Origin of the sequence: Alicyclobacillus vulcanalis (assembly GCF_900156755.1) — a bacterium.
Lineage (GTDB): Bacteria > Bacillota > Bacilli > Alicyclobacillales > Alicyclobacillaceae > Alicyclobacillus > Alicyclobacillus vulcanalis.
Window position 1 is genome coordinate 133,190 of sequence record NZ_FTOO01000009.1, and the last position, 24,184, is coordinate 157,373.

Here is a 24,184-nt window from a genome sequence, read left to right on the forward strand (position 1 = left end):
TCGCCGCGCACTATAATGGACCTGGACCGTGCAATGCATGTGAGAGGCGGGATGGCATATTTGTATAACAAGAGCGGCCTTGTACGCCCTGCCGAAACGAGCGTACACGTTTTGCCTGCGCCGTTTTGCCGATTCCGAACTGAGCCGCCGCGCCATTCCTTGGTTTGTTCGCCACTACAACATCGAGCTTTGCGACGTGGCGGGAGATCTGGCTGACTATCGGACGCTGGGCGAGTTTTTCGCTCGGAAGCTCCGGCAGGGTGCACGTCCCATTGAGGGCGGGATTGCCTCTCCAACGGACGGACTGGTGCAGGAGATCGGCCGGCTGACCGAGGATCGCCAGCTGCACGTGAAAGGGTCGTTGTTCGACCTCGCGCGGTTGGTGCAGGACCCTCGGCTCACCGAAGAGCTTGCTGGCGGACATGTGGTCACGGTGTATTTGAGCCCGCGCGACTATCACCGCATTCACGCACCCGTGCCGTGCAGACCGGTGCGCGTGTGGCGAATTCCAGGCGCTCTGTTTCCCGTGAACCCGGCGTCCACGCGCGCCGTCCCGGGCTTGCTCGCGAAGAATGAGCGCGTCGTCACGTATTTTTCCTCACCTCTTGGCCCATTCGCCATGGTGATGGTTGGGGCGTGCGGCGTGGGTACCATTCGCCTTCGTTACGCGGCGTCGTCGGGTCGCCAGCTTCGCTTACTTCCTGGGCGTGCATTCCAACGCGGCGAGGAGATTGGCCACTTTGCACTCGGTTCCACCGTGCTCATCCTGTTTCCGCCGTCCTGGGACCTGAATTGGGCGGTGGCCGTGGGTCATCATGTGCGCATGGGACAAACTCTAGCAATGTTATCCTTGGATCGTAATGGTTAGGAAGATCCTCGTACTTGCTGCGCCGATCGAAAACTTGTACATTGGTAGGGAAGTCAGTAGCGCTAGCGGAATGTTGGGGTGAAAACATAACGTGAAGATCATCATTGCTGGCGGTGACGGGTTTTGTGGGTGGCCGACCGCGCTCTATTTTTCGGAGCGGGGCCATGAGGTGGCCATCGTCGACAACTGCATTCGCCGCGAGTGGGACAAAGAGCTTGGCATCCACTCGCTGACGCCCATCGCCACCCTTCAGGAGCGCCTTGCGGCGTGGAAAGAAATTTCAGGGAAAGAGATTCGGCTTTACTACGGAGATCTTCAGGACTACGACTTCGTGCGCCATGTGTTTGAGGAGTTCGAGCCTGAAGCGTTCGTGCACTTTGCCGAGCAGCGCTCCGCCCCGTACTCGATGATCGACCGGGAACATGCGGTCTTTACGCAAGTCAACAATGTCGTAGGCACGCTGAATGTGCTGTTTGCTATCAAGGAGACGGTTCCCGATTGTCACCTCATCAAATTGGGAACCATGGGTGAGTACGGAACCCCCAACATCGACATCGAAGAGGGGTACATTCGCATTCAACACAAGGGTCGCGAGGATGTTCTGCCGTATCCCAAGCAGCCCTTTTCGTTCTACCACCTGTCCAAGGTGCACGACAGCCACAACATCATGTTCACGTGCAAGGCATGGGGAATTCGGGCGACCGACCTGAACCAAGGCGTGGTGTACGGGCTTTGGACGGACGAGACGCGCCGCGATGAACGGCTGTACAATCGCGTGGACTACGACGGCGTGTTTGGAACGGCGCTCAACCGGTTCTGCGTGCAGGCGGCCGTCGGCCATCCGCTCACGGTGTACGGCAAGGGCGGACAGACGCGTGCGTTCCTCGACATTCGCGACACGCTTCAGTGCATCGAGCTTGCCGCGCTCCATCCGGCGGACCGCGGGGAGTTCCGCGTGTTCAATCAGTTCACGGAACAGTTTTCCGTGCTTCAGCTGGCCGAGCGCGTGCAAAAGGTGGCGCGCGAGATGGGGTTGGATGCGCACATCGAACACCTGCCGAATCCGCGCGTCGAGAAGGAAGAGCACTATTACAACGCGGTGCACACGAAGCTTCTGGACCTCGGGCTCAAGCCGCACTACTTGTCGGACGAGCTCATCTCGGAGCTGATTCAGACCGCGACGCGGTATCGCGATCGCGTCGACTTTGACGTGATCCGCCCGAAAGTGACCTGGAGGTAACGGTGAGCATGAGGATCGCGATGTTTACGGAGACGTTCCTTCCGTCGACCGACGGCATTGTCACGAGGCTCTGCGCGACGTTGAAGTACTTGGAGCGCGAGGGTCACGAGGTCATCATGTTTGCTCCGTCGGGATCGCCGGAAACCTACGCTTCCGCAACCATCGTGGGGATCCCAGCCATGCCGTTCATCTTGTATCCGGAGAAGCGGTACTCCTTGCCGTTGCCTCGCATCGGCAAACATTTGCGGGCGTTCCGGCCGGATCTCATCCACGTGGTCAATCCCGCGTTCCTCGGGATCGGGGGGATTTATTATGCGTGGAAGTCGCGCCTTCCCCTCGTCGCGTCGTACCACACGAATGTGCCGGCCTACGCGCGCCACTACAAGCTCGAGTTTCTGGAACCTGTCTTGTGGTGGTACTTCCGCACGCTGCACAACCGGGCGAATTTGAACCTCGCCACGTCGCGCGCGACGCTCCGCGAACTTGAGCGCCAGGGATTTCAAAACCTCGCGCTCTGGGAGCGCGGCGTCGACGTCCAATTGTTCCAGAGCGCCCCGTTCAGCGAAGACATGCGCCGCCGCTTGGCGCCCGAGGCCAAGCCGGGCGACCGGGTCGTGCTGTACGTCGGGCGCTTGGCTTCGGAGAAGAACATCGAGCGCATGCGTCCCGTGCTCGACGCCATGCCGAACCTTCACCTGGCGATTGTCGGCGACGGTCCCCATCGTCCCGAACTCGAGCGCGTCTTTGCGGGCACTTGTACGCATTTCACGGGGTATCTGCACGGCGAGGAACTCGCGCGCGCCTACCGCGCGGCAGACGCGTTTCTCTTTCCCTCGACGACCGAGACGCTCGGGCTCGTCCTTTTTGAGGCGATGGCCGCCGGCCTGCCCATCGTGGCCGCCGATAGCCCGCCGACCCGCGAGGTTCTCGAGGACGGTCGCGCCGGCTTCATCTTCGACCCCGATTCGACCGAGTCTCTCATCGAGACGGTCGACTTGGTCATGCGGGATGAAGCGCGGCGAGAAGCGGTCAGGGCGCGCGGCCTGGCCATTGCTCAGCAGCTCGACTGGGAGGGGCCGAGCAAGCAGCTGCTCGGTCACTATGAGCGCGTGCTGCAGTCGTTCAGCGTCGTCGCAGGCGCCGTCACCGGGGGAACCCGCTGACGGCGCGTTTGGTAGGCCGTCTGCGCCGCGTCACGGCAAATGGGACGCGATGTCCTCCTCGATTCGCCGCGCCACACGAATCAGCTCCGCGTCTCCGCCCGGCTTCCCCACGATCTGCAATCCCATAGGTAAACCGGCCACTTGCCCGGCGGGTATCGATATCGCCGGCGCTCCCGACAAATTCCACGGATTCGTGAACCGCGTCAGGAGGGGGCGAATCGCGCACGTCTCTCCGCGAATCGTGACGGTGGATTCGCCGATGCGCGGTGCCGGGATGGGCGTCGTCGGCAGGAGGATGCAGTCAAATTGCGTGAAGGCCTCCAGGACGGCGTTTCGGAACTTCGTCCGAAAGCGCAGGCTTTCCGCATACGACGCGGTGTCCACCCGAGCCCCATCCTCCAGGCGCTCGCGCACGTCCTCCCCATACGCGGCTCGGTGCGTCTGAAGCCAGGACCGATGCGTCGCGTACGCCTCCGCGCCGATGATGTTGCCCTGGTGCATGGCGATCTCGTCGGGATGGAGCTCGAAGGTGCCTGCGATTTCGAACGTACCTCGTTCTGCGAGCACGCGGACGAGCGCCTCGAACCAGGACGAGACCTCAGGCGATGCAAAGCGGCTGACGAGGCTCGGCACGACGGCCGCCCGCAGGCGCCCGCAAAGGGGCGGCAAAGAGAGCCAGGCGTCGGGCGGCAGGCCCGCCATGATCGCCGCGACAAGCGCCGCGTCCTCGACCGAATGGGCGAGGGAGCCGACGTGATCGAGCGTGGGCGCGAGCGGCAACACGCCGTCCGTGGGAATGACCCCGTGCGACGGCTTGAAGCCGACACATCCCGTGAGCGCGGCCGGAATGCGCACGCTGCCGCCCGTGTCGGTGCCTACGCTGGCCTGCACCATGCCGCCGGCGACGGATGCCGCGCTGCCGCCGCTCGAGCCCCCCGTGATGCGTTCCGGATCGCGCGGGTTGCGCGCTGGGCCAAAGTGTGGGTTTTCGTTGGTCACCCCAAAGGCAAACTCGTGCAGGTGGGCTTTGCCGATGATGAGCGCGTGCGCCTGCTGAAGCCGGGTGACGCAAAGCGCGGTGCGATTCGGCACGTGTTCACGCAATCGCCCGTGCCCGTAGGTCGTCGGGAGAAACGAAGTGTCGATGAGGTCTTTCACACTGATGGGTATGCCCGCCAACGGGCCCAGGCCTTCCGGAAACCGCGCGGCCATTTGGTCGATGGCGCTCGCCTGTTGGCGGCTCATCTCCGTGGCCACACACAGGAGCGCGTTGAGCCGGCCGTTTTCCCGCTCGATCGCGGCCAGCCACTGCGCGAGCGACGCGGACGCAGATGCACTGCGCCCCAGCTGTGCGACTTGTTGGCGAATCGTGGGCGTATGTGGTGACAAGCGATCGCCTCCGTCCTCGAAAGGCTCGACACCTCGATGAGGCGCCTGAGACGATTATAGCGGACGAACGGCGCGGCATGCCGAGGGGGCGTTCGACACGGGGGATCCGCGCGACAAAAGAAACGGGCCCCGCGCCCGGGTTGCGCAGGGCCCTGCGTCAGGTCGCCTGACGCGTTCTGGGAGAGGAGAAACCGGAGGAAGAGTGGATGGGGATCGCCTCTTCGCACTCGGTTGCCACAACAGCTGTCGCCGTTGTCGTTCACAGAATGTCCAAAACTAGGAATGCATATACGTGCCGTTGGCGCTCGTTCCTGGTTGTGATACGTTGATGCAGAGAACGGTGGCCCAGCCACCGGAGAGGGGATTTGGCATGAGGGTCATCGCAGGCGCGTGGCGCGGGCTGCAGCTCGAGGCTCCGAAGGGCAGGGGCGTCAGGCCCACCACGGACAGGGTGAAGGAGTCGATGTTCAATCTCATTCCACACCGCTTGTCAGGGCTTGTCATCGACCTGTTTGCGGGCACGGGCGCGCTGGGAATCGAAGCCATGAGCCGAGGCGCGTCGCGCGCCATTTTCGTCGAGAAGGATCCCCGCACTGCGCAACTCGTCCGGCGGAATGTGGAGCGCGTCGGCGCCGCTTCGCAGGCGGAGGTCTGGGTTCTCGACTGGTCGCGCGCCATTCGCCGCTTGCTCGACGCCGGGGAAGTCGCCTCCTATGTGTTTGTCGATCCGCCGTATCAGGCGAAGCTCTGGGTGCCCGTCCTCCAGGCGCTTCCGGCGGCTCGCGTGACCGGCGCCGTGGTGTGCGAGGTGCCCGCGTCACTTCCCCTGCCCGACGAAGTGGGAGGGTTCGTCCTCGAGAAGGTCCGCACGTATGGCGATGTGTCCGTCCGAATTTACAAGGGCCAATCTGGCGTAGAGATATAGGAGGGGTGTTCATGCGCAAGGCCGTGTACCCGGGAACGTTTGACCCCATCACCCGCGGGCACCTGGACGTGATCGGCCAGGCCGCGCCGATCTTCGACGAGCTGGTGGTCGCCGTGCTGCACAATCCGTCGAAGCGGCCGTGGTTCGATCTCGACGAGCGGCTCGCCATGATCGCGGAGGCCGTCGCGCCGTATCCCAACGTGCGGGTTGACGCATTTCGCGGGCTTCTCGCCGACTACTGCCGCTCCACGGGCATCGGTTACGTCGTGCGCGGCGTGCGCCACCACGTCGATCTGCAGAGCGAGATGGCGATGGCTCACATGAACCGGGCCCTCTTTCGCGATCTCGTCACGATGTTTTTCCCGACGTCTCCCGAGTGGTCGTTTGTCAGCTCGTCGCTCGTCAAGGACGTCGCGATGCACGGCGGCGATGTGTCCCCATTTGTGCCGGCCGGGGTCGCCGAAGCGCTCGCCGCCCGCGCGCAAGGAGCGTCGAAAGGCCATGGCTGACGGAGGCCTGCCGCGGGATCGGGTCAAGGTGGGCGTGGCCCTCGGCTCGGGAGGCGCAAAGGGTTTTGCGCACATCGGCGTGCTCCTCGCCTTCGCGGAACACGGTATCCCGGTGCACGCCGTCGCAGGCTCAAGCATGGGTGCACTTGTGGCGGGCGTGTACGCCATGGGCGTTCCGCCGCGCGTGATGCGGGCGCTCGCCGTCAACCTGCGCCGCCGGCATTGGCTGGATTTCACGGTGCCGAAGATGGGGTTCATTCAGGGCGAGAAGGTGCGGGCCGTCGTCGCCACCATGACCCGCCAGGGCACGTTCGCCGACACGGTGATTCCGCTCGCCATCGTGGCGACGGATCTCATCGAGCGGCGCCTCGTGGTGATTCGATCGGGCCTCATCGCCGACGCCGTCCGCGCCAGCATCTCCATTCCTGGCGTGTTTGTGCCGGTCGTGCGGGACGGCGCTGTGCTGGTGGATGGCGGCGTGATCGAGCGCGTCCCGGTGCAAGCGTGCTGGGACCTGGGCGTCGATCTCGTCATCGCCGTGGATGTCGGCGTGACACCGCGCGGCACGCCGCCCACCTCGGCCATGGATGTGATCATGCAGAGTCTCGAGTTGATGCAGGACGAGGCGCTCCGCGGGCGCGATCGGGGTGCGAGCCTGACCCTCGTGCCGCAGGTCTCGCACATCGGCACCGCCCAGTTCCAACGCGCGGCGGAAGCCATTGAGCTTGGCTACCAGGCGGCGGTGGCTGAGATCGACCGGATTTGGGATGTCATTGACCGCGCGGGCGCGGTTGTGTCATAACAGCAGTGTCGGCGTCAGCTGGCGCGGCAGAAAGGGGCTCAGACATGAACATTGACGTGGAACGACTGAAGGAGGAGGGCGAGCTGGACCTCGCCGAGACCGTGTCGCTGCCGCGCATTGCCCAGGAAGTGGTGGATGTTGAGTCGCTGGACGACGTGAACGTGCGCCTGCACGCCGCCTACCACCATCCTTACGTGCTGGTGCGTGGCGAATTGGAGACCGTGGTTCACTACGTGTGTGCGCGTTGCCTGGCCGAATTTGCTCGGCCGCTCAGCGCTCCGATTGACGAGCGGTACACGACGGACGAAAAGAAGGCTGAGGACGAGGTGCGGTTCGTCGGGGACGAGACGGTGGATGTCACGCCAGAGCTCGAGCAGGCCATTTTCCTGGCCATCGACAACCGCCCGCTGTGCAAAGAGACGTGCCGAGGCTTGTGCCCGGTCTGCGGTCGGGATCGGAATGTCGAGGCGTGTGATTGCGACGTTCGGCCGATCGATCCTCGCCTCGAGGCGCTGCGGGGGTTGCTTTCCGAGCGTGATTCGGAGTAAGATTATGCGCGGTACGCAAAAAAGGGGGTGGGTTCTGTGGCGGTCCAACAACACCGGGTGTCGAAGACGAGGAAGCGCAAGCGCCGTACGCACTTCAAGCTGGAGCAGCCGACGCTGGTCACCTGTCCCCAGTGCGGTGAATACAAGCTTCCGCATCATGCGTGCACGAGCTGCGGTACGTACAAAGGGCGAGTCGTTCTGTCGGTCAAGTGAGCGAAAGGTCTAGAGGCTGTCCGTCACCGCGCAGGAAACCGCGGGAGCGGGCAGCCTCTTTTCGCATCGTCCGACGTGGACCGCGCGCTTTCGACGCTTTGCAACATAGACGGGCGCGCGCATTCTCGGTATCATGTTGAGGTGGACCTTTTCGAAATGGTGTCTCGGCGTGGGAGCGCCGGGTGAACGACGCATGGATCGCCGGAACGTAATGGGTCGAAAGAGGGTATCTGCGCTGAAAAAGTCGGAGCGCCGGTATGCGCTTGTGGCACTCCTGGAACAGAATCCATTTGCGACTGACGAGCAGTTGGCCGAACAGTTTGGCGTGAGCGTCGCGACGATTCGGCTGGATCGCAGCGCACTGCACATCCCAGAGGTGCGAGAGCGCATCCGGCGGATGGCGTCAGACCGGCAAGACCAGGTGCGCTCGCTCGACGAGCAGGATGTCGTCGGGCGCCTCACCAAGCTCGAGTTGAACCGTCACGCCGAATCGGAGTTGACGATTCAGATAAATCACGTGTTTAAGCGCACCCAGATCGTGCGCGGCCACGTCCTCTTTGCGCAAATCAATTCTCTCGCAGTGGCGGTGATGGATGCGGATTTCGCAGTGACAGCCAAGACGGAGCTGCGGTTTCTGCGCCCCGTGCGCCTTGGGGAGACGGTGCGGGCAAGAGTTGACGTGATTGGGGAACACGGCGGTATCGTCCGATGCAGGTCGGTGAGCCACGTCGGCCACGATGCCGTGGTGGAAGGTGTGATTTGGGTGTACAAGGATCCTTCCCACGCTGGGGTGCAGTCGATGAACGAGGGGGAAACCGAGTGATCACGATGGCCGTGGACGCGATGGGCGGCGATTACGCTCCGGAGGCCCCGATGGAAGCGCTGTGCCAGGCTGCGGCTCAGTACACCGACACGAAGTTTATCGTGATCGGTGACGAGGCGCGGATTCGGGAGTTGGGAGGGGCGAGGCTGCCCGACAATATCGAGGTGCGCCATACCGATGTGGTGATTGCAGGCGACGAAGAGCCCGTGCGCGCGGTCCGGCGTAAACCGAATTCGTCGCTGGTCATGGCCGCCACGATGGTGGCCAACAAAGAGGCGGACGTGATGGTTTCCGCGGGAAACACGGGCGCCATTATGGCGGCAGGGACGCTCATCATTGGCCGCCTGCCGGGCGTTGAGCGGCCGGCTCTCGCGCCCATTCTTCCGACGTTTGACGGGCGTGGCGTGCTCTTACTCGACGCCGGAGCAACGATGGACGCCTCAGCGGAAAACTTGCGCAGCTACGCCTATATGGCGGATGCTTACGTGCGGCATGTCCTGGAGATTGAGAAACCGCGGATTGCCCTGCTCAACGTGGGCACGGAGGATTCGAAGGGCAACGCCGTCGTCAAGCAGGCCTTTGCGCTCCTGTCGCAGTCGCCTTTGAACTTCATCGGGAACATCGAGGCTCGCGAGATGATGGCCGGCTGTGCAGACGTGGTGGTCTGCGATGGGTTTGTCGGGAACGTCGTGCTCAAATTGGCGGAGGGCATTGGTCTCGGGCTCTTTTCCGACATCCGAAGCGTGCTGACGCAGACGCTCGGTGGAAGACTCGCGGCTTTGTTCGTCGGCAAGCGCCTCAAACAGATGCGCGCGCGCTATGACTGGGCTGAACATGGCGGCGCGCCGTTTCTGGGCGTGAACGGCGGCTGTTTTAAAGCGCACGGCAGCAGCAATGCACGGGCATGGTTCATGGCCATCACCCAGGCGAGAAAGTTCATCGCGAATGACCTTTTACACAAGCTCACGGTCGCCATGGGGGAGCGGCATGTATCTGTGCCGAATACCGAATGCGGAGAGGGTCGAACATGAACGTCGCTTTTGTGTTTCCAGGACAGGGCGCGCAATACGTGGGGATGGGGCGTGGCATCTTCGACGAGTATCCTGTCGCTCGTTCGCTTCTGGAGGAGGCCGACGACGCGCTCGGCATGAAGCTGTCCGACGTCATCTTGGAAGGCCCGGAGGATACGCTGCGCTTGACGTACTACACGCAGCCGGCGCTTTTGACCGTCAGCGTGGCCGTGTGGCGGGCACTGGTGGATCGGGTGGATATCCAGCCAACCGCGGTCGCCGGCCACAGCCTCGGCGAATACTCCGCGCTCGTCGCGGCCAAGAGCCTCCGTTTCGCCGACGCGGTCAAGCTCGTGTATCAGCGGGGCAAGCTGATGGACGAAGCGTATCCCGCGGGACAGGGCGCGATGGCTGCTGTACTCGGGCTCGAGGAAGACGCGCTCGCCGACGTGTGTAAGCGCGCAAGCGCGGACACGGGAGAGGTCGTGGAACTTGCGAACGTGAATTGTCCCGGGCAAATCGTCATTTCAGGGGCGAAGGGCGCCATCGAGCGCGCTACTGCCTTGGCCAAGGAGGCGGGGGCGCGGCGCGTGATGCCGCTCAACGTCAGCGGGCCGTTTCACTCCAGCCTCATGCAACCTGCTGCCGAGGCGTTGGGCAGGCTTCTCGACGAGACGGAACTCGCGGACGCAGAGACGCCGGTGGTGGCGAACGTCGACGGGCACCCACGCAAGATGGCGTCTGACCTGCGCGACGCGCTGAAAAAGCAGCTCGTCATGCCCGTTCGGTTTGTGGACTGTGTCCAGTCGATGAAGCGCTTAGGCGTCGAGTGTCTCGTGGAGCTCGGTCCTGGGACGGTATTGTCCGGTTTGGTCCGCAAGATCGACAAAGCGCTCGAGACGGCGCACGCCGAGGATCCGGCGACGCTCGACGACGTGTGCAGCATGTTGACGCGTGGAGGTGACGCGCGTGAGTGAGGCGCGGGTTGCACTTGTCACCGGCGCATCGCGCGGCATCGGGCGTGCCATCGCGCTGGAGCTCGCGGCGTCGGGCCGTGATGTGGTTGTGAACTACCGCAGTGGAGCAGAGCTCGCTGAAGACGTCGTTCGCGCCATCACGGACATGGGGCGGCGTGCGGTGGCCATTCAGGCGGATGTGTCGAAGCCGGAGGAGGCCAAACGGCTCGTGGGGGAAGCCCTTGCCGCCATGGGGCGGATCGACATCCTGGTGAACAACGCCGGGATCACGCGGGACGGACTTCTCGTGCGGATGAGCGACGACGATTTTAATCAGGTCCTTGACACAAACCTGCGCGGCGCGTTTTATTTGATTCGCGAGGTTGCACGGCCGATGATGAAGGCCAGGTGGGGGGCCATCGTCAACATCACGTCCGTCGTGGGCCTCGTGGGCAATGCAGGGCAGGCGAACTACGCGGCGGCCAAGGCGGGGCTCGTGGGCTTGACCAAGGCTACGGCGAAGGAGCTTGCGCCTCGCAACATTACGGTCAATGCCGTCGCTCCGGGGTACATCGACACCGACATGACGCGCGAGCTTGGCGAGGGCCGGATGCAAGACCTGCTTTCCCACATCCCGCTCGGCCGGACGGGACAGGCGGACGAGGTGGCGTACGCAGTCGCGTTCTTGACCTCTGAGAAGGCGCGCTACATCACGGGGCAAGTGGTTGCTGTCGACGGCGGCATGGCCATGTAGTATACTGCAAAAGGAGGTGAGACGATGGCAAACGACGTGTTTGAACGCGTGAAGAAAATCATCGTGGATCGACTGAATGTCGATGAGGATAAGGTGACACTGGAAGCGACGTTCAAGGACGATCTTGGTGCGGACTCCCTGGATATCGTCGAACTCATCATGGAGCTGGAAGACGAATTCGATATGGAGATCTCCGATGAGGATGCTGAGAAAATCAGCACGGTCGGCGATGTGGTTACATACATCGAGCAGCACCAGGGATGAAGTGCGAAATCTGGGTAGCATAGTCCCCGTGCGCGAGCCGGGGCTTTATGCTATGTAGGGGGGTGAATCCATGGCACGACGCGTGGTGGTGACGGGACTTGGCGTCGTCTCGCCGGTCGGCAACAGCGTCCCAGCGTTCTGGGATAGCCTGCTCTCGGGCAGGTCTGGCATTCGCGAGATCGATCGCTTCGATACCTCCGAATACCCGTGCAAAATCGCCGGCTTGGTGAACGACTTTGATCCAGAGCGCTATATCGACAAGAAGGAACTCCGGCATATGGACCTGTTCACGCAGTACGCGCTGTACGCGGCGTACGAGGCGGTGCTTCAGTCCAAGCTCGAGATCACGGACGAGAATCGCGATCGGATCGGCGTCTACATCGGCTCCGGTATCGGCGGCATCTCGACGACGCTGTCCAACTACCGGACGCTCATCGAGCGCGGGCCGAAGCGCGTGAGCCCGTTTTTGGTGCCGATGATGATCAGCGATATGGCATCTGGACAAGTCTCGATCGAATTCGGCGTGCGTGGCCCGAACAGCTCCCCCGTATCCGCGTGTGCGACCGGATCGCACGCGATCGGCGATGCGTACAAAATTATTCAGCGCGGTGCGGCCGATGTGATGATCGCGGGCGGCGCTGAGGCCGCGGTTGTCGATCTCGCGTTGGCGGGATTCTGCAACATGAAGGCCTTGTCCACGCGCAATGAGGAACCGCAGCGCGCCAGCCGGCCGTTTGACAAGGACCGCGACGGTTTCGTGATGGGCGAAGGTGCAGGCATTCTCGTCTTGGAAGAACTCGAGCACGCCTTGGCGCGGGGCGCCAACATCTTGGCGGAAATCTGCGGTTACGGCATGTCCGGCGACGCCTATCACGTCACGGCCCCAGACCCGGAAGGGGATGGTGCGTACCGGGCGATGAAGGCGGCCATCGACGACGCGGGGTTGTCGCCGACAGACGTCGACTATATCAACGCGCACGGCACGAGCACGGAGTACAACGACCGTATCGAGACGCACGCGGTCAAACGGCTGTTTGGCGATCACGCCTACAAGCTCGCGATGAGTTCCATCAAATCCATGACGGGCCATCTGCTGGGCGCGGCCGGCGGCGTGGAGGCTGTGGCGTGCGTGATGACGTTGGTGGACGGGGTGATTCCGCCCACGACCAATTACGAGACGCCAGATCCCGATTGTGATCTCGACTACGTCCCGAACGAGGCTCGTCGAGCAGACGTGAAGGTGGTGCTCTCCAACTCATTTGGGTTTGGCGGACACAATGCGTGCCTGGTGTTCCGCAGGTACGCGCCGTGAAGTCGCGAGACGAGATGAGATAAGCCCCTGGCATGTCCGGGGGCTTTTTACCATGAGGGTTTTGAGGGACCGCCTCGCCCTGGAGACGGCGCCTCAAAGCCCCCAAGGGGGAGAGAGAAGGATTGCAGAGCAAGTGGGTTGAACTCCAGGGGTTGCTGAATCTCCATTTTCACGATGTGAATCTGCTCAAACAGGCCTTCACACACGCCTCGTACCGCAATGAGCACCGAAAACTGCATGTCGAGGACAACGAGCGCCTCGAGTTTTTGGGAGATGCGGTTCTCGAGCTCGTGGTGAGCGACTTTTTATACCGCACGTACCCCAAGATGCCCGAGGGGGAGCTGACCCGGATGCGCGCCGCCATCGTCTGCGAGGCGTCACTTGTCCGCTTCGCCAAACGGCTGTCGTTCGACCAGTACATTCGCCTCGGGCGCGGAGAGGAGCGCAGCGGAGGGCGATCGCGCCCGGCGCTTTTGGCCGATGTCTTCGAGGCGTTCCTTGGAGCTCTCTATCTCGATCAGGGCCTGGAGGCCGTGCGCCAATTCGTCCACATGCACATGGTTCCGTATCTCCCTGACGTATCCACTGGATTGGACTACAAGACGGCGCTCCAGGAGCTGGTCCAGCAGCGCCATCAGACGCCGGTGCGCTACGTGATTGTTGAGGAGAGGGGACCTGCGCACGCCCGCGAATTCGTCGTGCAAGTGGAATTAGGCGGCGAGGTGCGCGGCGTCGGCATTGGCCGTTCGAAAAAGGAAGCGGAGCAGCAGGCTGCGGCGATGGCCTTGGCCTCGCTGTCCGAAGGACGCTCGGAGGAGCGTGTGACCGGTGTATCTGAAACAGATTGATATCCTCGGGTTTAAGTCGTTTGCGGACAAGACGCAGATGGTGCTCGGCCCCGGCATTACGGCCATCGTCGGCCCAAACGGCAGCGGCAAAAGCAACATCGCAGATGCGCTGCGCTGGGTGCTCGGCGAACAGAGCGTGCGGAATCTGCGCGGCAGCAAAATGGAGGACGTGATCTTCGCCGGGAGCGAGATGCGCAAGGCGACGAACCTGTGCGAGGTCTCGATTACGCTCGACAACACCGATCACCACCTGCCCGTGACGTTTGAGGAAGTGACCATCACGCGGCGCGCCTTTCGCTCGGGCGAAAGCGAATACTGGATCAATCGACAGCCCTGTCGCCTGAAGGATATTCACGAGTTGTTCATGGATACGGGGCTGGGCCGGGAAGCGTACTCGATCATCGGCCAGGGCAAGATTGAGGAGATGCTGTCCACGCGGCCGGAAGACCGGCGGGGGCCGTTCGAAGACGCGGCGGGTATCGTCAAGTTCAAGCATCGGCGCAAGGAGGCCGAGCGAAGGTTGGAGGAGACCGCGGCCAACCTCGTCCGCGTCGACGACATCCTCGCAGAGTTAGAGGCGCAGCTCGGGCCCCTTGCGGAAGCCAGGCGTGTCGCGGAGCGCTATCAGGCGCTGTCGGACGAGATCGAGGAGACGGAGATCGCGCTGCTCGTCGTCGAGATCGACCGCCTGCACGACCGGTATGAGCAGTTGAAGCGGCAGGTCCACCGCGAGGAAGAGGTGCGCGGCGAGGCGCTGGAGGCGCTGCGCCTGGCGGAAGAAGCCTGGAAGGCGCGGCGGCAGGCCCTCCATGAGGCGTCGGCCAACCTTGAAGCCCTCCAGGCGCAGTACGTGCAGCTCGTCGAGGCGCGCCAGAAGGCGCAGGGCTCGCTCGCGTTGTCGGAGGAACGCCTCGCCGCGCTCGCCCAGCGGGCGGAGGACAGGCAGCGCCGCAAGGAAGAGGTATCGCGCGATCTCGCCGAGATCGAGGCCGCCATGCAAGCCCTCGCGCAGGCCGAAGCGGAGGCAGCCGCGGCGCTCGGCGAGCGACAGCAGCGCCTGGAGCATGCGCGAGCGCGAGCGGACGATGCTCGCCGCCTCGAGCTCGCCGAGGAAATCGACCGGCTGAGCGGCGAGCTCATCGACGCCAACCAGCGGGCGGCGGCGCTTCGCAACGAGCTGAAGACGCTCGAGGAGCGGGTCCAGGCGGGCGCTGTTCGCCATGAGCGGTTTGAGGAGGAGGCGCGGAGAATCCGCGCCGAACGGGAGCGCATCGAGGCGGCGTGCCGGGAGCGTTCTGCGCGCGCCGAGGTGTTGCGCCGCGAGCTCGAGGAGATGGAGGCCGCGTTCGCCGCGTTGGACTTGGCCCGCGAGCGGGCGGCTGCGGATGAGGCGCAGGCCGTCGCCGCCTGGCACCGGCTGCAGGCGGACGTGCAGGGGTTGTCGAGCCGCCTCGAGCTCTTGCGCGATCTCGAAGCCGGATACGATGGCTACGCGCACGGCGTGCGGACGGTGCTGCAGCAGGCCAAGCGAGGGGCGCTCAAAGGCGTCTGGGGCTCCGTCGCCGAAATCGTCCGCGTGGACCGCGCGCACGAGCTCGCCATCGAAACCGCCCTCGGCGGGGCGCTGCAGAACGTGATCGTCGAGACGGAGCAGGATGCGAAGGACGCGATCCGCCTGTTGAAGGCGCGCCAGGGGGGGCGAGCGACCTTCATTCCCCTTGACGTCGTGCGGTCTCGGCGCATGGAGGCAGGGCTTCTTGCGCGCGCGAGTCAGGAGCCTGGTTTTTTAGGGTTGGCGAGCGATCTCGTCTCGTTCGACGAGCGGTTCCGCCATGCGGTCGAGCACCTGCTCGGCAACGTCGTGATCGCGCAGGACTTGGATTGTGCGAGCCGGATCGCGCGGGCGCTGAACCATCGCTTTCGCGTTGTGACACTGGAAGGCGATGTCATTGCGCCGGGCGGGTTGATGACGGGTGGCCACGTGAATCGGCGAGGCCCTGGACTCATCGGACGGCAGCGCGAGCGGGAAGAGCTCGAGCAAAAGTTGCAGGCGCTGGAGGCGGAACGACAGCGGCTGAACGCCCGCCAGAGCGAGCTTCGCGAACAGGTCGTCGAGCTCGGCAGGCAGCGCGAGGCGCTGGAGGCGGAGCGGGCAAGTCGTCTGAACGAACTGAAGCAATTCGAAGACGAGAACAAGCAGGCGGCGTACGCGCTGAAGGCGCTCGACGAGCGCCTGGAAGCCCTGGAGTGGGAGCGCGAGTCGCTCACGCAGGACCGGTCGCAGGTGGAGCGGCGCCTCGCGGATGTTCGCGGGCTCGTAGCCGACGCGGAGCGCGAGGTCGCCCGCCTCACGGCGGCCATCGGCGATCGCCGGGAGAGGTTGGTGTCGCTCGAGTCGGAACTCGCCGAGGCCAAGGAGCGCCTGACAGGCCTGAGGATCGAAGTCGCCACGCTCGAGCAGGAGCGGAAAAACCTGTCGGAGCGAATGGCCGACTTGCGCGAGCGAAAAGCGCGGCTGGTGCGCGCGCACGCCGAGATGGAAAGGGAAGCGGCGCGCGATGCGGAGGAGTCGGCGCGTCTTTTGAGCGCGCGCGAGTCCGAGCGGGCCGAGGCCGCCCGCTTGGCCGAGGACATGGACGCGCTCGAGCAGGCGCTCGCTTCGGCGCGCCAGGCCCGGCACGAGCTCGAGGCGGAGGTTCACGAACTCGAGGAGGGCGTCCGGCGGAGTCGGCGGGCTGTCGAGGAAAGGGAGTCGGTCCTGCAGCGCGCGCTCGTCGCTGTGGAACGGGCGGATGCCGAGCTGTCGCACGCGCTCGCCAAGATGGGTGAACAGTTCGGCATGACCTACGAATGGGCCAAGACACGTTACCCATTGCAAGGCAGCGTGGCGGAGACCGAGCGAAAACTCGAGGCTTTGCGGCGCGAGCGGGCTTCCCTCGGAGACGTGAACCTGGGCGCCATCGAGGAGCACGAGCGGCTTTCCGAGCGCGTCCGCTTCCTCACCGAGCAGCGTGACGATCTCGTCGCGGCGCGCGCACAGCTCGAGCAGTTGATCGATGAGATCGACCACGAAATGGCGACACGCTTCATGGAGACGTTCCAACAAATTCGCTCGGAGTTTGGCAAGGCGTTCCACAGCTTATTTCAAGGCGGCGAGGCGGATCTCGTGCTCACGGATCCATCGGACCCGCTCACCACGGGCATCGAGGTGGTGGCGAAGCCGCCAGGGAAAAAGCTGCAGAACCTCAACCTCCTTTCGGGAGGCGAGCGCGCGTTGACGGCCATGGCTCTGCTGTTTGCCATTTTACGGGTTCGGCCCGTGCCCTTTTGCGTGTTGGACGAGGTCGAAGCGGCGCTGGACGAGGCGAACGTCGCGCGCTTCGCCCACGAACTTCGCCTGCTCGCGGCGGACACCCAGTTCATCGTCATCACACACCGGCGCGGGACCATGGAGGAGGCGGACGCGCTCTACGGCGTGACGATGCCGGAGCGCGGCGTGTCTTCGCTCGTCAGCGTGCGCCTGACGGACGAGATCGACTACGAGACGGCCTAGGACGGATGACGTGAGAGGAGAGACAGGGCGTTGGGACTCTTTGAGCGATTTCGCAAAGGGCTAGAGAAATCGCGCGCCGCGATGGCCGACAGGCTGCTCACGGTGTTTCGCGGACGGCGCTTGGACGATTCCGTTTTTGAGGAAATGGAAGAGACGCTCATCCTGTCCGACGTGGGCGTGGATACCGCCGTGGAGCTCGTGGAAGCCATTCGAAAAGAGGCCCGCAAGCGACATATTGAACGCGCGGAAGATCTCCCTGAGGTGATGGCGGACGTAATGGCGGAGTTTTTGGGTCCCCCGGTCGAGATGGCGGAAAATCCGGAGGGTCCCACGGTGGTGCTCGTCGTCGGCGTCAACGGCGCAGGCAAGACGACGACCATCGGCAAGCTCGCCCACGCGTACAAGAGCCAGGGCAAACGCGTGATCCTGGCGGCGGCCGACACGTTTCGGGCGGCAGCCATCGATCAGTTGTTGATCTGGGGAGAGCGGGTCGGCGTCGACGTGGTGCGCCAGGCCCAAGGTGCGGATCCTGCAGCCGTGGTGTACGATGCCATTCAAGCGGCCAAGGCGCGCCGGTGCGATCTCGTCATCTGCGATACGGCTGGCCGGCTGCAAAACAAGTCTCATCTGATGAACGAGCTTTCGAAAATTCGAAAGGTCGCGGAGCGCGAGTTGCCGGGCGCGCCCCATGAAGTCCTGCTCGTGATCGACGGCACAACCGGCCAAAATGGGCTGGTGCAGGCCCGCGTGTTTAAAGAGGTTGTGCAGGTCACCGGGATTGTCGTCACCAAGCTCGACGGGACCGCCAAGGGCGGTATCGTGTTTCCCATCGTCCGTGAAGAGAAGATCCCCGTGAAGTGGATCGGGCTTGGAGAAGGCATGGACGACCTTCAGCCTTTCGATCCGAGGATGTTCGCAGAGGCCATCTGCCGGCCGGAGAGTCGGGTGTAAAGGAGATTTGCTTGACAGTGTTTGAAAACCCGGATAGTATGAGAGACGTCACGCGCGTGGGCGATCTCTACGCCTTTTATGAGCCGCTCCTGACGGAACGTCAGCGGCAGATTGTGGAACTGTACCACTTTGAGGATATGTCGCTCGGCGAGATCGCCGAGGTGCTGTCCATCAGCCGCCAGGCGGTTCACGATCAGCTCCGCCGCGTCGAAGAACAGCTCGAGTCCTACGAAGCGGCGCTTCACCTTCGCGAGCTGGCGCAGGCTGAGCGCAAGGCATGGGAGCGGATGGTGGAGGCGTGGAGCGAAGCAGCTCGCCACGTGCCCGAGGAGGTCAGGCGGCGCATGGACGACGCCATGCGTGCCATGGCGGATACGGTGGCCATCCTGTTGGGGGGTGACGCGGATGTTCGAAAGCCTGTCGAATAACCTCCAGGCCGTATTTCAGCGCCTGCGCGGAAGAGGACGCCTGACCGAGGCGGACGTCGACGAAGCCATGCGCGAAATTCGGCGCGCGCTTCTCGCGGCGGACGTCAACGTCAAGGTCGTGCGCGATTTTGTCGATCGCGTCCGTGTTCGTGCGGTGGGGCAGGATGTCCTGAAAAGCCTCACGCCGGGTCAGCAGGTCGTCAAGATCGTGTACGAGGAATTGACGGAGCTCATGGGCGGGTCGCAGGCGCGCATTCGCATGGCGTCGAAGCCCCCAACGGTGGTCATGCTCGTCGGCCTGCAGGGTGCCGGCAAGACCACAACGGCTGCCAAGCTCGCGCTTTCCTTCCGCCAGCAGAGCCACCGCCCTCTGCTCGTCGCCGCGGACGTCTATCGGCCGGCCGCGATCGAGCAGTTGAGGGTGTTGGGCAGTCAGATTGATGTCCCCGTCTTTTCGCTGGAAGGTGGATCTGCGCTCGACATTGCCCGGGCAAGCCTCGCCGATGCGAGCCGCCGAGGTGCCGATGTCGTCATCGTCGACACAGCCGGACGGCTGCATATTGACGAGGCGCTCATGGGCGAGCTTGAGGCCATGAAGGAGATACTCGCGCCGCACGAGATTCTCCTCGTGGTGGACGCCATGACGGGACAAGACGCTGTTCATGTCGCGGAGGCGTTTCATCAGCGGCTGGAGGTCACAGGCGTCATTCTCACCAAGCTCGATGGCGACGCGCGCGGCGGCGCAGCGCTCACGGTGCGGGCGGCTACGGGCTGTCCCATCAAGTTCGTCGGCATGGGCGAGAAGATCGAGCCCCTTGAGCCGTTTTATCCCGAGCGAATGGCCTCGCGCATTCTGGGGATGGGTGACGTCCTGAGTCTTATCGAGCGGGCCCAAGAGCGGATTGACCTTGAAAAGGCGCAAGAGATGGAGGCGCGGATGCGGTCCGCGAACTTCACGCTCGACGACTTTCAGGAGATGTTCCGCCAAGTGCGCAATCTCGGACCGCTCGATCAGATTCTCAAGATGATTCCAGGGATGAATCGGGTCAAAGGCTTGGAAAACGTCGATCTGAACGATCGCCGCTTCCGCCGCCTGGAGGCCATTATTTCATCCATGACGCCCGAGGAGCGGCGTGATCCGGGCATCTTGAACGCCAGTCGCCGGCGCAGGATCGCGAACGGCAGTGGGACGACGGTGCGCGACGTGAATCAGTTGATCAATCAATTTGAACAGATTCGCGAGCTCATGAAGCACCTGAGCGGCGGCGGCAAACGCGTCGGTCGCCGCCAGGCCATGAACGCGCTTCGGGCGATGGGAGGCGTCCCAGGTTTGCCTGCGGGCGCACCCCTTCCGAATCTCGGCGGGCGGGAGGCGGGTCCGCCGCGCGAACGCGTGCATCGCAAAAAGAAGAAGAAGTAACCAGGTATTAGGAGGTTGATTGGGGCATGGCGCTGAGAATTCGTTTGAAGAGAATGGGAGCCAAGAAACGGCCGTTCTATCGCGTGGTGGTGGCTGAGGCCCGCTCGCCGCGCGACGGCCGGTTCGTCGAGGAGATCGGCACGTACAATCCGTTGACCGATCCGGCTCAAATCCAAATCGACGAGGAGCGGGCGCTGCATTGGTTGCGCACCGGGGCTCAGCCGTCGGATCGCGTCCGCTACCTGCTTCATCTTCAGGGCATTCTGAAGAAGTTCCACGAGGAGAAGTTTCAAAAGAAGTAAGGTAGCGAGGAATTTATGGGCGGCCGAAGGCCGCCCTTCGGAGTGATCGATCCGTGCAGGAATTGGTGGAGTTCCTATTCCGCTCGCTCGTCACGCACCCCGAAGATGTTCATGTGGAAGCACACCAGGAAGGGGATGTGACCACATACCGTGTCACAGTGCATCCAGACGATATGGGTCGCGTGATCGGGCGGCAGGGACGCATCGCCCATGCGGTGCGGAGCGTGGTTGGCGCGGCGGCACATCGCCAGGGCCGGCGCGTGCACGTCCTTATCGGATCGCAGGAAAGCAGTTTCAATGAGGATGCGGGGAGATCGTGATGAAAATTCGCCAACCGGTGGCTGTCAAGTTCATCTTGACGGAGGCAGCCAAACAGCAGATCATCGCCGAGCAGCGACGGCAAATTGACCAGATTCAAAACGAGCTCGATCAACTCGAGCAGCAGGGGAAAATCGCCATCGAACAGGCCATGGCGCAGGGCGGCGAGATCGCCCAGCAGGTGAGGCAGCAGCTGGAGAATGAGCGCCGCGTGCGAGAGCAGCGACGCGAAGAGTTGTTCCGCCAGATGCAGCAAATTCAGCAGCTGGAACTCGGCACCGAGATTCAGAACATGACCGTTGAAACGGTGGTCGACGTCAAGCCGGGTGACGACTGGACCAAGGTGTTGCTCGGAGCGGAGATTATCGTGAAGGACGGGATCGTCGTCGAACTCCGCCAAAATGGGCAGCGGATTGAAGAGTGACGGCGTACTACACCGTGGGCGTGGTCACCAAGCCGCACGGGCTGCGTGGAGAGGTGCGCGTGTATCCGCGGACGGATTTTCCGGAAGAGCGCTTTGCGCCGGGATCCCGTCTGTGGCTGCGCCCGCCTGGGGCAGAACCCGTCGCTGTGCTGGAGGTGCGCAGCGGGAGGCAACATCAGAATGTGTGGATCGTGGGGTTCGAGGGGTATCACGCCATCGAGGACGTCGAAGGCTGGCGTGGGTACGAACTTTGCGTGCCGGAGGACATGCTCCATCCGCTGCCTGAGGGCGCCTATTATTATCATCAGCTGATTGGGTTGGATGTTGTCTCCGACCAGGGAGAGCCCCTCGGCGTGTTGGCCGAAGTTTTGACACCCGGTGCCAACGATGTGTACGTCGTGAAAAAGCCCGGCCAGCCCGATCTCTTGCTCCCTGCCATCCGAGACGTCATCCTCTCTGTCGATCTCGACGCAGGCCGCATGACCGTGCATCTTCTGCCGGGCCTCCGGGACGGCGAGGAGGACGAGTGACGTGCCGCTCCATGTGGTGGTGATGACGCTTTTCCCAGGGATGTTCACGGGCGTCCTTGGGGAGAGCATGCTGAAACGCGCTCAGGAGGCGGGTGCCTTGACGGTCGATCTCGTCGATTTTCGGGCCTATGCGACGGATCGGCATCGGACGGTGGATGACACGCCCTACGGCGGTGGGGCAGGTATGCTGCTCAAGCCCGACCCGATCTTCGCGGCGATGGACGATTTGCGCGCGCGTGTGGGCCCCGCCGGGCCTCCTGACGAGCGGGTGATCCTTTTGAGTCCAGCGGGGCGGCGCTTCAACCAGGCGGTGGCGGAGGAGTATGCCAGAAGCCAGCGCCTCGTGCTTTTGTGCGGCCACTATGAGGGCTTCGATGATCGCGTGCGGCAGGGGCTTGCGACCGAAGAATTATCGCTTGGGGATTTTGTCTTGACAGGCGGGGAGATTGCGGCGATGGCCGTGATCGACGCCGTCGCGCGACTTCTGCCCGGGGTGTTGGGAAATCGCGCATCTGCAGAAGACGAGTCGCATTCCTCCGGATTGCTCGAGTATCCACAGTTCACGCGGCCTGCCGAGTTCCGCGGTATGCGGGTGCCGGAGACGCTCCTGTCCGGCCATCATCAGAAGATTGAGATGTGGCGCAGAAGACATGCGCTGTACCGCACGTGGCGATATCGACCCGACCTGCTCGCGAACGCCAAGCTGTCCGATCAGGATCGCGCTTGGCTTCGGCAGTTTGCATCTGGGGATTTTTCGGGCATCGATGTTCGTTGAGGACGTTCGTGGACCGAGCAGGAAACAGACAAAGCCTCAGCAGGCGCGGAGATAAGGCTGTATCCCGATGATAGCGCCTGCCAAGGCTGAGATATCCTACGGTGAGCGGAGTCGTATGGTGAGGGCAAACGCCTAAAGCAGAGGTGGCGTGAACGCGTTCACCGGGCTTACCCTGAGACTCCCTTGTATCCATTTTTAGAATAGAGAGTGACTATCTTGGCCCAAGCCAAACTACAAGGAAAATATTCATGGCAGGCTGTTCTCTTGCCAATGACATGTTCCATTACGGGGATCGTTATTTTGGTTGTCGACTTGATAACGCCGAGCGACCTCAGTTTCTTTGATATTATTTTGGGTTTATGTACATCTATTTCTATCTATCTATCTAATATGGTTCTTCTCAAGACCTTTTTCTATTGCGATACACGAAAATCGCATCTATTTTCGAGGACGCCCTTTGAGATCTTCAGCGAAGATCCGAAATGTAAAACGAATGAGTCAGACGTGTCTTCAGCTGTACTTTAATTTCCTGTTCATAGTTCACGTCGTTGGTCAACCAGATGATCTGGATAGTCTTCAGCGTCGACTGTGAAAAGAGAAGTTGGATAGATTTATACCTTGTTTCGCATATGAAATTATATTGATGTGGTTGCAGAACTGGAATGATGCAACCCTTTTAAGAATTAAGTCATACATGCGGTGTGAGTTCGCATCCTGGTCTGGTATAGATGATGTCAACTTGTCTTGCTGATCATTGAGCCCTGATGTGTCTGTTTCCGCTCTTTTCCCGCCACACGAAGTCGTCCTTCAAGTCGAGGTATTTGTGCCCCGACTCCCACTTCTCGTCAATCTCCATGAGTAAAACTCCATTCAGACGGATGACCTTCCGCTTGGCGCGTTCCAGTGTACCCTCGCTGCCTGCGACGCCAAGGGCGATCTGCAGGTGATATGAAGTGCGCGGGGAGATGCGGGTGATGCGTCTTCCGGCTTCTTGTTGGGCTGAGGTTTCGTGCAGCATTCGAGGCGGTAGAACGGGTGGTCATCCTTGAGCCACAGTTCGCCCTTTGACGTCACACAAATGTCCACCGGCGAGCGTGGTGCGCGCTGAAGCGGAGGCTGTCCGGGCGCCACGCCATACGTCTGGCCTTGCCGACGTAGAGGCGGACGGGAATCCCGTAGAAGGAGACGTCCTGGCGCGGAAAACCGCCCAATAGCCTTCGAGACACTCGGTGGGACGAAAGGAGGCGCCGACGACCTGGCCCGTCGCGTCATCGACGGAAGGGTGTAGCGTCCGACGAGGACCACGTCCCTCTAACCCCGGTCGAAGGCGCTCGCGTCCGTCTGCCAGAGCAGCCCGGCCCGCGTCTCGCGAGGACGGGTACGATGGCGTTTGGGCGGACGATGCTTGCGGGCAGGAGGGAAACCAGGATCCCGAAGGATGTGGGGGACGGTGGAGACGCTAAAGACGGTGCCTTCTCGTTCGGCCAAGAGTTCGGTGAGAAGTGAGGATCGTTTGAGCGTTCATACCTGTCCGAGGCATAGCGCGTCACGATGTGACGCTTGAGCGTATCCGGAAGGGCGTGTGGCGGGTGACGTCCGCGATTTCGATGAGTCACCCCCTTTTTCCCTTCCGAGCTGAGGAATCTCACGGTGACCCTATCACACACGCTCAACAATTTTTCGCGATCCGTCTTGACACAGGGCCCGGGAGGGTGATAGTATCATTCTCGCCGCCCGCGAGGCGGCGCGAAAGACCGCGCGAGAGCGCGGGAACGCTCCTTGAAAACTAAACACACGAGACCACCAAACCCACAAGTCCATGCGACCCCAAATGGAGTACAGGATAGACGCTTGGATTG

25 protein-coding genes are annotated in these 24,184 nt (G+C 62.6%); 24 read left to right on the forward strand and 1 reads right to left on the reverse strand.

Going from position 1 to position 24,184, the window contains the following annotated elements; translation table 11 throughout:
* Positions 1 to 79 precede the first annotated feature (79 nt).
* The 3 genes from asd to BW934_RS11135 all read left to right on the forward strand — a co-directional run bounded on the left by asd (position 80) and on the right by BW934_RS11135 (position 3,271).
* Positions 80 to 868 (forward strand): archaetidylserine decarboxylase, encoded by a 789-nt coding sequence (gene asd / locus BW934_RS11125; RefSeq protein ID WP_076348090.1) that lies wholly within the window; start codon positions 80 to 82, stop codon positions 866 to 868.
* 91 nt (positions 869 to 959) lie between these two features.
* Positions 960 to 2,108, forward strand: a complete 1,149-nt coding sequence (locus BW934_RS11130) for an NAD-dependent epimerase/dehydratase family protein (RefSeq protein WP_076348092.1) — start codon at positions 960 to 962, stop codon at positions 2,106 to 2,108.
* An 8-nt stretch (positions 2,109 to 2,116) separates the two neighbouring features.
* Positions 2,117 to 3,271, forward strand: a complete 1,155-nt coding sequence (locus BW934_RS11135) for a glycosyltransferase family 4 protein (RefSeq protein WP_200805750.1) — start codon at positions 2,117 to 2,119, stop codon at positions 3,269 to 3,271.
* A 30-nt stretch (positions 3,272 to 3,301) separates the two neighbouring features.
* Here the strand turns inward: BW934_RS11135 and BW934_RS11140 are convergent, their stop codons facing one another.
* Positions 3,302 to 4,660 (reverse strand): amidase, encoded by a 1,359-nt coding sequence (locus BW934_RS11140; RefSeq protein WP_076348096.1) that lies wholly within the window; start codon positions 4,658 to 4,660, stop codon positions 3,302 to 3,304.
* A gap of 370 nt (positions 4,661 to 5,030) precedes the next feature.
* Here BW934_RS11140 and rsmD point away from each other — a divergent pair, with 370 nt between their 5' ends.
* The 21 genes from rsmD to trmD all read left to right on the forward strand — a co-directional run bounded on the left by rsmD (position 5,031) and on the right by trmD (position 22,325).
* On the forward strand, positions 5,031 to 5,585 hold the full coding sequence (gene rsmD, locus BW934_RS11145) for a 16S rRNA (guanine(966)-N(2))-methyltransferase RsmD (RefSeq protein WP_076348098.1): 555 nt from the start codon (positions 5,031 to 5,033) through the stop codon (positions 5,583 to 5,585).
* Positions 5,586 to 5,596: 11 nt separating this feature from the next.
* Positions 5,597 to 6,094, forward strand: coding sequence for a pantetheine-phosphate adenylyltransferase (gene coaD, locus BW934_RS11150; protein ID WP_076348100.1), 498 nt, complete (start codon positions 5,597 to 5,599; stop codon positions 6,092 to 6,094).
* On the forward strand, positions 6,087 to 6,896 hold the full coding sequence (locus BW934_RS11155) for a patatin-like phospholipase family protein (protein ID WP_076348102.1): 810 nt from the start codon (positions 6,087 to 6,089) through the stop codon (positions 6,894 to 6,896). Before coaD ends, BW934_RS11155 begins: the two co-directional genes overlap by 8 nt.
* 44 nt (positions 6,897 to 6,940) lie before the next feature.
* Entirely contained in the window at positions 6,941 to 7,444 is a 504-nt protein-coding gene (locus tag BW934_RS11160; protein WP_076348104.1) for a YceD family protein, read from the forward strand.
* A 36-nt stretch (positions 7,445 to 7,480) separates the two neighbouring features.
* Positions 7,481 to 7,657: a 50S ribosomal protein L32 gene (gene rpmF / locus BW934_RS11165; RefSeq protein ID WP_008340528.1), complete on the forward strand. Its 177-nt coding sequence runs from the start codon at positions 7,481 to 7,483 to the stop codon at positions 7,655 to 7,657.
* 193 nt (positions 7,658 to 7,850) lie between these two features.
* Positions 7,851 to 8,480, forward strand: a complete 630-nt coding sequence (gene fapR, locus BW934_RS11170; RefSeq protein WP_234969745.1) for a transcription factor FapR — start codon at positions 7,851 to 7,853, stop codon at positions 8,478 to 8,480.
* Positions 8,477 to 9,511: a phosphate acyltransferase PlsX gene (plsX, locus tag BW934_RS11175; protein WP_084182579.1), complete on the forward strand. Its 1,035-nt coding sequence runs from the start codon at positions 8,477 to 8,479 to the stop codon at positions 9,509 to 9,511. The genes fapR and plsX overlap by 4 nt, the downstream gene beginning before the upstream one ends.
* Positions 9,508 to 10,467 carry an ACP S-malonyltransferase gene (gene fabD / locus BW934_RS11180; protein WP_076348108.1) on the forward strand — a complete coding sequence of 320 codons (960 nt, stop codon included), beginning with the start codon at positions 9,508 to 9,510 and terminating at the stop codon, positions 10,465 to 10,467. The genes plsX and fabD overlap by 4 nt, the downstream gene beginning before the upstream one ends.
* Positions 10,460 to 11,200, forward strand: coding sequence for a 3-oxoacyl-[acyl-carrier-protein] reductase (gene fabG / locus BW934_RS11185; protein WP_076348110.1), 741 nt, complete (start codon positions 10,460 to 10,462; stop codon positions 11,198 to 11,200). Before fabD ends, fabG begins: the two co-directional genes overlap by 8 nt.
* Before the next feature lie 24 nt (positions 11,201 to 11,224).
* Positions 11,225 to 11,464, forward strand: coding sequence for an acyl carrier protein (acpP, locus tag BW934_RS11190; RefSeq protein ID WP_076348112.1), 240 nt, complete (start codon positions 11,225 to 11,227; stop codon positions 11,462 to 11,464).
* A gap of 70 nt (positions 11,465 to 11,534) precedes the next feature.
* Positions 11,535 to 12,776, forward strand: coding sequence for a beta-ketoacyl-ACP synthase II (gene fabF / locus BW934_RS11195; RefSeq protein WP_076348114.1), 1,242 nt, complete (start codon positions 11,535 to 11,537; stop codon positions 12,774 to 12,776).
* A 122-nt stretch (positions 12,777 to 12,898) separates the two neighbouring features.
* On the forward strand, positions 12,899 to 13,624 hold the full coding sequence (gene rnc / locus BW934_RS11200; protein WP_076348116.1) for a ribonuclease III: 726 nt from the start codon (positions 12,899 to 12,901) through the stop codon (positions 13,622 to 13,624).
* Positions 13,605 to 17,177: a chromosome segregation protein SMC gene (smc, locus tag BW934_RS11205; protein ID WP_076348118.1), complete on the forward strand. Its 3,573-nt coding sequence runs from the start codon at positions 13,605 to 13,607 to the stop codon at positions 17,175 to 17,177. Before rnc ends, smc begins: the two co-directional genes overlap by 20 nt.
* 30 nt (positions 17,178 to 17,207) lie before the next feature.
* Entirely contained in the window at positions 17,208 to 18,128 is a 921-nt protein-coding gene (ftsY, locus tag BW934_RS11210; RefSeq protein ID WP_076348120.1) for a signal recognition particle-docking protein FtsY, read from the forward strand.
* Between the two features lie 17 nt (positions 18,129 to 18,145).
* Complete coding sequence (ylxM, locus tag BW934_RS11215) at positions 18,146 to 18,556, forward strand: YlxM family DNA-binding protein (RefSeq protein WP_234969748.1); 411 nt, start codon at positions 18,146 to 18,148, stop codon at positions 18,554 to 18,556.
* Positions 18,534 to 19,976, forward strand: coding sequence for a signal recognition particle protein (gene ffh, locus BW934_RS11220; protein WP_076348124.1), 1,443 nt, complete (start codon positions 18,534 to 18,536; stop codon positions 19,974 to 19,976). The genes ylxM and ffh overlap by 23 nt, the downstream gene beginning before the upstream one ends.
* A gap of 26 nt (positions 19,977 to 20,002) precedes the next feature.
* On the forward strand, positions 20,003 to 20,278 hold the full coding sequence (rpsP, locus tag BW934_RS11225; protein WP_076348126.1) for a 30S ribosomal protein S16: 276 nt from the start codon (positions 20,003 to 20,005) through the stop codon (positions 20,276 to 20,278).
* Between the two features lie 65 nt (positions 20,279 to 20,343).
* Positions 20,344 to 20,598, forward strand: coding sequence for a KH domain-containing protein (locus BW934_RS11230; protein WP_327077698.1), 255 nt, complete (start codon positions 20,344 to 20,346; stop codon positions 20,596 to 20,598).
* Positions 20,598 to 21,020, forward strand: a complete 423-nt coding sequence (locus BW934_RS11235; RefSeq protein ID WP_076348130.1) for a YlqD family protein — start codon at positions 20,598 to 20,600, stop codon at positions 21,018 to 21,020. Before BW934_RS11230 ends, BW934_RS11235 begins: the two co-directional genes overlap by 1 nt.
* Positions 21,017 to 21,550, forward strand: coding sequence for a ribosome maturation factor RimM (gene rimM / locus BW934_RS11240; RefSeq protein WP_076348132.1), 534 nt, complete (start codon positions 21,017 to 21,019; stop codon positions 21,548 to 21,550). The genes BW934_RS11235 and rimM overlap by 4 nt, the downstream gene beginning before the upstream one ends.
* Positions 21,551 to 21,572: 22 nt before the next feature.
* A complete protein-coding gene (gene trmD / locus BW934_RS11245; protein WP_076348156.1) occupies positions 21,573 to 22,325 on the forward strand; it encodes a tRNA (guanosine(37)-N1)-methyltransferase TrmD in 753 nt (250 codons plus the stop codon).
* The last annotated feature ends 1,859 nt before the right edge of the window (positions 22,326 to 24,184 follow it).